This is a genomic window from Natrialba aegyptia DSM 13077 (genome assembly GCF_000337535.1).
Lineage (GTDB): Archaea > Halobacteriota > Halobacteria > Halobacteriales > Natrialbaceae > Natrialba > Natrialba aegyptia.
Window position 1 is genome coordinate 18,559 of sequence record NZ_AOIP01000065.1, and the last position, 9,931, is coordinate 28,489.

At 61.5% G+C, this 9,931-nt stretch carries 12 protein-coding genes (1 of these 12 cut by a window edge); 3 read left to right on the forward strand and 9 right to left on the reverse strand.

Features of this window, described 5'->3' with window-relative positions; translation table 11 throughout:
* Positions 1-34: 34 nt before the first annotated feature.
* Positions 35-877, reverse strand: a complete 843-nt coding sequence (gene folP / locus C480_RS21305; RefSeq protein ID WP_006667735.1) for a dihydropteroate synthase — start codon at positions 875-877, stop codon at positions 35-37.
* Between the two features lie 126 nt (positions 878-1,003).
* Positions 1,004-1,207 (reverse strand): hypothetical protein, encoded by a 204-nt coding sequence (locus C480_RS21310; RefSeq protein WP_006667736.1) that lies wholly within the window; start codon positions 1,205-1,207, stop codon positions 1,004-1,006.
* A gap of 149 nt (positions 1,208-1,356) precedes the next feature.
* Between C480_RS21310 and C480_RS21315 the strand changes: the two genes are divergently transcribed.
* Positions 1,357-3,114: a hypothetical protein gene (locus C480_RS21315; protein WP_006667737.1), complete on the forward strand. Its 1,758-nt coding sequence runs from the start codon at positions 1,357-1,359 to the stop codon at positions 3,112-3,114.
* 166 nt (positions 3,115-3,280) lie between these two features.
* Here the strand turns inward: C480_RS21315 and C480_RS21320 are convergent, their stop codons facing one another.
* The 7 genes from C480_RS21320 to C480_RS24430 all read right to left on the reverse strand — a co-directional run bounded on the left by C480_RS21320 (position 3,281) and on the right by C480_RS24430 (position 6,838).
* Entirely contained in the window at positions 3,281-4,030 is a 750-nt protein-coding gene (locus C480_RS21320; RefSeq protein ID WP_006667738.1) for a sugar phosphate isomerase/epimerase family protein, read from the reverse strand.
* A 184-nt stretch (positions 4,031-4,214) separates the two neighbouring features.
* Complete coding sequence (locus C480_RS21325; RefSeq protein WP_006667739.1) at positions 4,215-4,406, reverse strand: TRAP transporter large permease subunit; 192 nt, start codon at positions 4,404-4,406, stop codon at positions 4,215-4,217.
* Positions 4,407-4,599: 193 nt separating this feature from the next.
* Positions 4,600-5,631, reverse strand: coding sequence for a mannonate dehydratase (locus C480_RS21330; protein ID WP_006667740.1), 1,032 nt, complete (start codon positions 5,629-5,631; stop codon positions 4,600-4,602).
* 208 nt (positions 5,632-5,839) lie between these two features.
* Entirely contained in the window at positions 5,840-6,040 is a 201-nt protein-coding gene (locus C480_RS21335) for an Ldh family oxidoreductase (RefSeq protein WP_006667741.1), read from the reverse strand.
* Position 6,041: 1 nt separating this feature from the next.
* A complete protein-coding gene (locus C480_RS24420; RefSeq protein ID WP_444993614.1) occupies positions 6,042-6,494 on the reverse strand; it encodes an IclR family transcriptional regulator domain-containing protein in 453 nt (150 codons plus the stop codon).
* 36 nt (positions 6,495-6,530) lie between these two features.
* On the reverse strand, positions 6,531-6,680 hold the full coding sequence (locus C480_RS24425; RefSeq protein WP_241433908.1) for a hypothetical protein: 150 nt from the start codon (positions 6,678-6,680) through the stop codon (positions 6,531-6,533).
* Entirely contained in the window at positions 6,626-6,838 is a 213-nt protein-coding gene (locus C480_RS24430) for a helix-turn-helix domain-containing protein (protein WP_006667743.1), read from the reverse strand. The genes C480_RS24425 and C480_RS24430 overlap by 55 nt, the downstream gene beginning before the upstream one ends.
* A 492-nt stretch (positions 6,839-7,330) precedes the next feature.
* Here C480_RS24430 and C480_RS21345 point away from each other — a divergent pair, with 492 nt between their 5' ends.
* Both C480_RS21345 and C480_RS21350 read left to right on the forward strand, forming a co-directional pair.
* Positions 7,331-8,095, forward strand: a complete 765-nt coding sequence (locus C480_RS21345; protein WP_006667744.1) for an IclR family transcriptional regulator — start codon at positions 7,331-7,333, stop codon at positions 8,093-8,095.
* Between the two features lie 140 nt (positions 8,096-8,235).
* Positions 8,236-9,931, forward strand: the 5' portion of a protein-coding gene (locus tag C480_RS21350; RefSeq protein ID WP_006667745.1) for a Na+/H+ antiporter NhaC family protein. It continues 95 nt past the right edge of the window; the window shows 1,696 of its 1,791 coding nt (coding positions 1-1,696); its start codon is at positions 8,236-8,238; its stop codon lies beyond the right edge, outside the window.

A 9,931-nucleotide genomic window follows, 5' to 3' on the forward strand; every position in this document is an offset into this window, starting at 1 on the left:
GCCATTTACCGCGTTTCAAACACAACATCTCGGCTCAGCGAGTGCGAGGTCGATGCTCCCACAATGCTTCCGCCGTGCGAAGGGCGGACACCGTTTCCGCGACATCGTGAACGCGAACGATATCCGCGCCGCGTTTCGCAGCGACGAGGTGAGCAGCGAGACTCGGTGCAACCCGCTCCTGTGGCGGCTGATCGACGATCGCTTTCGTGAACGACTTGCGTGACGCACCGACGAGAACCGGATGGCCGAGCGCGCTGAACTCGTCGGTTCGAGCGATGAGTTCGAGATCGTCACCCGGGCCCGTCGCGAACCCGACACCGGGATCGAGAACGAGCTGATCGTCGGCAACACCCGCGCTCCGAGCACGTTCAACGCGTTCCTCCAGCCGCTCGCAAACCGAGGCAACGATATCGGCGGCGGCTGGAGTGAACTCGGGTTCGACGGGGATATTGACCGCATCCATGAGAATTGCCGTACACTCCCGGGACGCGACGAGCGATCGCATCTCCGGATCATCGAGTCCGTTCTGGTCGTTGATGATGTCGGCACCAGCGTCGAGGACCGCCTCGGCGACCGCCGGTTTGTACGTATCGACGGAGATCGTCGCCTCGATATCGGGATCGTTGGCAATCCGCTCGACGACGGGAACGACGCGCGAGAGTTCTTCATCGACCGACACGGGATCAGCACCCGGCCGGGTACTTTCCCCACCGATGTCGATGATGGCTGCTCCCGCTTCGTCGATCTTTCGAGCGCATGCGATCGCGTCCGAAACCGCAGTATAGCTGCCTCCATCGGAGAACGAATCCGGCGTGACGTTCAAAATACCCATCACCTGCGTTTCGGCCGTCCGACCCGCTGCCTGCGTCGAAGTCATGTCGATACTGTCCTTCGATGATTGACGTGGATAAGTGCGGTGGATTCGCTCGTATCCGTCGCGATAACAACAAAATTGTCATTTTCATATTCATATCTCTGGTAGTACTATTATTGGGAGAAGCGTTCAACCGACGGATCGCTCGCGACGTTCGTCCTCCTTCTCCAGTACGAGTTCAGCCATCGATGACCGCGCGCTTCGTGTGTCGGTCGTCGCTCCGGTGTGACAATTCGTCTGTCCGGGCGATTGCTTCGAGAGCAGCGGCGTGAACTCGTCTCTGCCTCGGAGTAGATACCGGTTGTCGAAAACGGTCTCGGTCCGGGATGGCAAGTGACTTCGGTGTTCACAGTATACGAGAGGCGAAACGAATGGCCATATTCTCACCGTTGTGTCCGCTATACAAAATATATAAACCACGTAAATATTTTACTTTCAATGGAACGGAAACTGTGAAGTTCGAGATTGTATTGCGATCAGCCATGGCATCGAAAGACCGCCATCCTGAGAAGTCAACCCGAAGTACCGTCTCGCGGCGTGGATACCTCCGCCTGGGTGCCGTTGCGACCGTTGGTGTCGGGACGCTCGCAGCGGTAGACGAGTATACCGATACCGGGTCTGCTGGTGCGGTTTCGACTGCCGATCCATCGCCAGCCGACTCGGAAATCGGCGGTGGGGCGGCGTACTCCAATGATGTTACCGAAAGCGATGCGACGACGACGGTCAGCACCGGTTCCGGACTGAAAACCGCGTTGCAGAACGCGGGTGCAGGCGATGTGGTCTGGGTCGACAGCGGTGCGACGATCGATATGACGGGGGAATCGAACATCGAAATTCCCTCGGGCGTGACCCTGGCGAGCGGGCGCGGAATCGACGGCTCACAGGGGGCGCTCTTGCACGTCGATAGCGGCATGAACGGCGAATCGCTGTTCCGGAGTTCCTACGAGACCGGCGTTCGCGTCACGGGGATACAGCTTCGCGGCCCGTTCCCCGGCGGTTACTTCGATCCGCCGGAAGATCCGGACGAACCGGGATACACCGAGAAAGAGTCCGCCGGAATCTTCGTGTACAACACCGAATCGAGCAGGACCGTCGAAATCGACAACTGTCACCTCTGGGGGTGGACGAGCGGGGCGGTTCGTCTCGGCGCGAACGCGAACGGCGGCACGAGTTGCCCGACCGGGACGCACGTCCATCACTGCTCGATCCACACGAACGCGATGGAACACCTCGGATACGGCGTGGACCTGCTGAACGGCGACCAGCACCTGATCGAGTACTGTTACTTCGATCTTAATCGTCACTGTATCGACGGGTTCGGAAACCCGGAAAACGGCTACGAGGCCCGGTACAACATCGTCGACGACCGGACGGTAAGTCACGCCTTCGATATGCACAACTGGGCGACAAATCACGGCGACCGCGACGTGGCAGGGAGTACGATTTCCATCCACCACAACACCTTCCGGTACACGAACGAAGTGGAGGGCGAACCGGACGAGTATCGCGATGGCGGCCCGCAGGAGTACATCAAGATACGGGAAGCGCCCGACGATCGGTGCGATATCGACAACAACTGGTTCCAATACAAGGAGAAACCGCCGGCCGGAACCACCGGCGGCGATCAGTACGCGTACACCCAGACGGGCGTCTCGTCGTGGACGAACATGTACGAATCGAACAACGCGTTCGGTCCCGAGGAACCGGCCGCGGACATCGGCGCGCCGCGTACCGGGAACGGCGGCGGCGGTGGTGGAACACCAGACTTCGAGTACAACGATGACGTGACCGCGGTCGACGCATCGGTCGACTCACACGACAAACGATCCGGACTGCAACTCAGCGTCACGAACAACTTCGACTCGAAACTGAACATCACCGACGTGACGATCGAGCCGGCGAACGCGGCCATCGACGAACTCTCGGATCACTCGATGGAGGAAGGAAAGTGGCTAAGCGAACTGTACGTCGACGCCGACATCCAGGACAGCGCCGCCGATATCAACAACGGCCTCTCGCTTCCCGGCTCGATCGACCTGCGAAACGACGGGCACGACGACAGCGACCGCCGGTGGGCCGTGTTCTCGCCGGGATCGACGGGCGAACTGTATCTCTACCAGTTCGAAAACGACGGTTCCGCCGTCGACATGGTCGGTGAAACGGTCGCGTTGACGATCGACTACTACCTGGATGACGGCAATTCCACGACCGGGTCGAAGACGCTTTCGCTCTCCCCCTGAGCCGGGCCACAACGGCTCCTGCGTTTCCATCCGGTTCACGAGGCACGGGGCGGTCGGACCCGGTGGCAACCTCGGCCCAGCGACGACCCATACGGCAGCCGTCAGCCAGTTCCGGCGCACCCGCGACTGTCCGGATCGTGCCGGGAAATCGGCACGGCAGACCGTATCAGGGACGCAGCGACTCGAGCACCTCCGCACCGCGTTCGAGCGAGGCGACGGGATCCGCAGGCTCGTCGTGCTCGTAGATCAGCCACTCGACGCCGGCATCGCGGGCGGCCGTCACGCACGCTTCGAGGTCGACCTCCCCCTCGCCGAGTTCGACCGGCCGTCCGTCGGCGACGTCCTTGATATGAACGAGCGGCACGCGCCCCTCGAGTTGCTCGAGCAACGCGACCGGATCGTATCCCGCGGCGACCGCCCACCCCACGTCGAGTTCAATCGAGAGCGACTCGTCGGTGCCCTCGATCAAGCGCTCGAAGGCGCTTCGACCGTCATCCGAGCGACCCTGCCTCTCGACCGCGATGAACTCGTGATCGTGATTGTGGTAGCCGAGTTCGAAGCCCCGCATCTCGAGCCGGGTAGCGAGCGTTTCGAGTCGGGTTCCGGTCTCTCGAACCGCGTCCGTCGTCGAGAAGTGTTCCACGGCCAGATACGGCACGGTGAGCCGTTCGGTCCCGAGCGCAGCGGCATCCGAGACGACGGCGTCGAGATCGTCCTCGAGCGACTCGATGTCGACGTGGACTCCGGCGGCGGTCAGGCCGGTGTCCGCAAGGACTGTGGCCGTTTCCGGTATGGGGTCGTCCGCGCCGGCGAACTCGACGCCGTCAAAGCTCGTTTCGCCGACGCGACGCAACACCGACGGAAGCGATTCGTCGAGTTCGCGGAGCGTGTACAGCTGAATTGCGGTTTTGACCATTGATCATCGAATACGACAACGGTGATGAAAGTCGTTTCGTCCCGATCGGCCGATCGTTCCCGTCGGGGATTGGGCCGGTAGCGAGACGGCGGTCTCGTTGTGGTTACCTCAACAGCGTCTGGAGGGAGACAGTGTATCCGAAACGGTGGAATACGAGCGAAAAATACCGGAGACCGCTACCCCATCACGGTATGGGGAACGTACGTGACGAGTTCGGGAACGAAGAGCAGGATGACGAGCGCCAGCAGATTGGGATGTAAAACGGGACCACGGACCGGATGACCTGTTCGAGGGAAGCGTCGGTCACTTTCTCGAGGACGAACAGGAGTGCGCCGAACGGCGGGGTGAGCGTGCCGACCATCAGCGCGAGGATCATGACGATGCCGAAGTGGACGGATCGACGCCGAACTATCTCGATCGCTGTGCGGACATCTTCGCGTCGAATTACGACCGGTACGTGCGCGACGAGATCGACGAGTTCGAAAACCAGATCGTCTGAGGACCGGCGCTCATCGAAGCGCCGTCGAACCGCGATTCCGCGATTCTGCGTTCGCGGTTCCGCGATTCGATCACCCGGACCGGATGCTTCGATTGAGACCGTTGAGATAGCCGACCGCCTGTGCGCGGCCCCGGTGGCCCCAGTCGGTGTCGCCGACCATATCGGGAACGTGGTCGGGAACGACCACGCCCTGGAAGCCGACATCGTGGAGCGTCCGCATGACCGATCGCTCGTCGTAATTACTGTGTTCGTCGTCCAGGAACGTCTCTTTGAACGACGGCCAGGTCCCGATGACATCGCGGAAGTGGACGAAGACGATGTCGTCGCGCTCGCCGAAGGTTCGGACGACCGCCTCGACATCGGTGTCGGGCATCTCCGAAAAACAGCCCAAACACAGCTTCAGGCCGTGATTGTCGCTCGGAACGGCGTCCATCGCGCGCTCGAACGCCGACACGTCACGAAAGAGCCGCGGAATCCCGCCGAGCTGTTCGACCGTCGGCGGGTCGGCCGGATGTAACGCCATCGTGACCCCGGCCTCCTCGGCTACCGGGAGGACTTCCTCAAGGAATCGTTCGTAGTTCTCCCAGAGTTCGGCCTCGGTGTACGCCCGGTCGAGGCTCTCGACGGGTTCGTACGGATCGTCGAGCGCCTCGATGTCGAACTCGCTCGAGGCCGCACCGCCGCGAACGGGCGTCGACTCGGACGTTCGCATCGGCACGACGCCCCGCGGGTTCCACTGGTAGCCGAGGATCGGCACGTCGGCCTCGCCGAGGTTCCGAACGAGTTCAGTAATCGTCTCGAGTTGGGCGTCCCGCCCCGCCTTGCCGAGCATGATCTTCCCGTAGACGTTGTAGTTCAGCGACTGGATGCCCATGAACCGAAGGCCGTGTTCGGCGGCTCGCTCGCGCGCCTCGACGAGTTCGGAGACCGACGGGACGACGCCCTCGTCGATCGTGATCGTCGTCTCGTCGTCCGAGCCCTCGTCGGTGAAGATGTCGCCGCGGGGCAGTCGGTGGTCGACGAAAACGTCGTCGACGCCGATCTGTTTGCAGTACGCGAGCCGGTCGTCCGCGAGCGTCCGCGTCCGCACGCCGACCCGCATCGGCAGGTCGGCCGTGGTCGCGGGAGTGGGTGGTGTCATCTACGGTGAACTCGTCCTCGTATCGGACCAAATAGCTTCCGCCGAGTCGCAACCGATCTCGACAGCGGTGCTCGCGTCGACGGCGCGGCACCAGGGATCCGGCGCTGACGATTACGTCCGGTAGCAGCGAGCACTCGCGCGTACTGGGATCGATCGGTCGACGCTCGCACTAGACACCGTCCTCGACGGATTGCCACGGCGGTTCGTCGACGCCGTGCGTGTCGATGCCGCGAAGATTCGCGTCGATGAGCGTCTCGGCGACCGTGTCAGCGTGGGATGCGGAGAGCCCGGCCGCTTCCAGCGTCCGCGCAGTGAACGTCTCGAGAGCGCCAGCGTCGGTCCGAACGGACTCGGACGAGTTCACAGTCATCTTACGAGTCCCCGCTGTCGACGATCTGCGTGTAGTATGTTTCGGCCCGCTCCTTGTCCGAGTCGGAGAGATCGACGAGCGGTTCCCGAACCGGGCCGACGACGAGGCCGGCGAGGTCCACGCCGTACTTGACCGCGGGCACGTTGTTGGCGGCCGCAAACGGATTGTTCGGGCCGGATTCCGCCCGCAGGTTCTCGTAAGGACGGATACGTCGCGCCCGTTCGAAGTCCCCCGATTCGATCGCCTCGATGCGCTCACGGAGTTCATCTCGGTCGACGACGGTGTGTTCCGTTCGCGGCCGTAGCTCGCTGTTCGACAGAATCTCCTCGACGCGGTCGTCGGAGAGGACCGAGAGGATAGTTTTCCCGACCGCCGTGGAGTGAAGCGACACGCTCGTCCCGAGTTGTGAGTCCGTCTGGACGTATCGGTGACCGCGCGATTGGTAGAAGTAGATTCCCTCACCCTGGTACTCGACGACGACCTGGGCGCGCTAACCGGTTTGATCGACGATGTCGTCGATTTCCGCCTTCGCCGCCCGGTAGAGGTTCTGGTAGCGATCGGTGCTTCGGGCTGCGCCACCGAGCGTCAGAAACGGCAGGCCGACGTGATACTCGTCATCGATCCGGAACAGGTATCCCATTCGGTGAGCGTCTGGAGGTGAGCGTGAACCGTACTCTTGGAGCGGCCGAGCGTCTCCGCGAGTTCAGAGACGGTCGCACCGTCGGTCGACGAAACCCGTTCGATGATCGTGAACGCGGTGCGCGTTGACTTGATCTGCTTTCGTTCTGTCGATCCCATGCGGGTGTCAATCATACCCGCGATAATATAACTATCACAGCAGTTCGACGCTGTCGAACGAGTTCGAGCGCGGAGACGGGAACGCGTCACGGATATCACAATTCATTACGAATGTACAGTTGTAAATAGGTTGTCGATCGCCCTTCGATCGTGATCGACGTTCGTTCTATATATCATGAAACTATCTGGTAGCAACCGAACGAGATGAGTTACGGCCACTACTGGATTCGTTCCGATTCGGAAATAGTTCCGCAAGTGCTTCTGCGAGCGCGATATTACTGATATTACTGGCACCACGAACGATCGGTCCCGCGATAGACGCCAGTCCCGACTACTAACGCCTCAGTCGACGACGTTTCCGACCTGAGCGCCCCGTAAACGGACTGGCTCCGGTAAAACCTCCCTCAGAAACCACGCCCCTCGATCGGACGGCGGCCCGGCAAGCGTTCTATGATACGTAGATTTATTTGGTCGGCGGAAGAACGACGACCAATGACCGACAGTCAATTGCTGACGACGACCGAAACGTCGCTGGCAGTAATCGAAACGATTCAAGAGCGAGACGGGGCGACGCCCGCGGAGTTGGCGGCGACGCTCGATCTCTCAGAGAGTACAGTGTACAAACACCTCTATACGCTCGGCAAACACGGCTACGTCGTCGCGAACGGCGATACGTACCGACTCGGCGGCCGGTTCTATCATTTCGGGATGTACGTCCGAAATCGCAGCAAGATCTACGAACTCGCCGGAAAGTACGTGATCGAACTCGCAGAGCAGTCGAACGAGGAATCCGATTTCGGCATCGAAGAAAACGGCCGCATCGTCACGCTGTTCGACTCGGTCGACAGCTCAGCGACCCCGAGTTCGCGACTCAACAACTACGAATACATGCACGCGACGGCGATCGGAAAGGCGATTCTCGCCCGCCTTTCACCGTCTCGCATCGACCAGATCATCGACCGCTGGGGACTCCCCCAGCTCACCGAGCAAACGATCACGTCCCGAGCCGCGCTCGACGACGAACTCGCGCGGATTCGGGAGCGAGGCTACGCGATTAACGACCAGGAATCGATCCCCGGAAAGCGCGTCGCCGGCGTCGTTGCCGAAGACTCGTCCGGAAACATCATCGGCGGCTTTACCGTCTCCGGACCGGCCTACCGGATCGAAGACGCCGACCTCTACCGAGAGTTCCCCGACATCCTCCGGCGAGTCGTCCCCGAGTTCGAAACCGAACTCGACTCGCAGGGACTCGTCTGAGCGGTGGAATCGGGCGTGTCATCGATTTCGGCCCGATCCCCGTAGATATTCGATGCGATACCCCACGATCAATCGGATGACCGCTTTCCAGCCGATTTCCAAAAGGTTAAAGTAGTATTGCCGATCTCGGTTGTGACTGTATGTCATATGAGGCGTTGCCGTACGGAGCGCTATCACTGGTACCGCCGCTGCTCGCGATCGCACTCGCGATGTACACGCGGCAGGTACTGGTGTCGCTGTTCGCCGGGGTCTGGGCCGGCGCGTTGCTGATCGCCGACTGGAACCCGATCGCCGCGACAGCGTTATCGATGGACTGGATCGTCGAAGTGGTCAGATCGCCGTTCGATACGAAATTCCTCATCCTGATCATGTTCATGGGGGCAGGGGCCGCGTTCATCCACAAATCGGGCGGGATCATCGCGCTCCAGAACTGGATCGGCCACCGGGTGAACACCGCCCGCGATTCGCAGATCCTGACGTGGCTCATCGGGATCTTCATTTTCTTCGATTCGTACACGAGCACGATCGTCACCGGAAACGCGACGCGTGAACTCTCCGAGGAGAACCACACGTCCCGCGAGATGCACGCGTACGTGCTCGACTCGACCACCTCTCCGGTGACGACCTTCGGCCCCGTTTCGAACTGGATCGGCTACCAGGTGTCGATGATCATCGTCGGCTTCGAGGCCGCCGAGTTCACGGCCGAAGAAGTCGGTCTCACCGCCTTCGGGCTCTTCCTGCAGAGCATTCCGTGGAACATCTATTGCTTTCTCGCGTTCTTCATGGTCGGCTTCATCTCGATCACCCAGCGGTTCTACGGCCCGATGCTGGACGCCGAATGGCGGTCGCGCAAGGAGAAAAAGACCAAGCGGGACGGCGCGACCCCGCTCTCGGACATCGAAACCGACGTCGGCGAGCCGAGCGAGAAGAACCCGACGCTGGTTAACTTCTTCGCGCCGATTCTAACGCTGCTGGTCGTCGGACTCGTCTCGATGTGGTGGCTCGGCGGCGGCCACCAGCCCGGCGTCGACATCGCGACCGCGTTCCAGGAGACCGATGTCGCACTCGGCCTGCTCTACGGGTCGTTCGCGTTCATGGCGGTCGGCATGCTCGGTGCCGTCGGCTTCCGGACGATGGACCTCGACGAGGCGGGCGACACCATCATCAGCGGCTTCAAGACGATGATGATCGCGGCGGCGATCATCGTGCTCGCCTGGAGTATCGGCCACGCCGCCGAACAGGTCGGCACCGCCGAGTTCATCGTCGATGTCATGGTCGACAGCGGCGTGCCCGGTTCGTTCCTGCCGCTGCTCATCTTCGTCGCCGCGATGTTCATCGCGTTTACGACGGGAACCTCCTGGGGGACGATGGCGATCCTGACGCCGCTCGCGATCCCGCTCGGTTACGAACTCGTCGGCGTGTCGATCCTGCCGGTGCTGATGGGCGTGCTGTTCGGCGGTGCGATCTGGGGCGACCACGTCTCGCCGATCAGCGATACGACCGTCATGTCATCGATCTTCGCCGGCTCGGACCACATCGATCACGTGTCCACGCAGATTCCGTTCGCGATGACCGCGGCCGGCGTCACGGTGTTTGCGCTGTTGTTGTACGCCGCCGGACTCACGTCGGCGCTTGTCTTGCTTCCGCTCTCGGTTGTCCTCACCGGGGTCGTCGTCGTCGCGCTGAACAAACTGGACGCTCGCCGGAAGAACCTCCCCGAAATCATGCCGACCGCGAAGGCTATCGAGAACGGCACGATCGATACCGACGCGATCGAGAACGGAAACCGGTCCGGCGCGACCCAGTTCCTGTCTCTTATACACATCTCTGATGGCG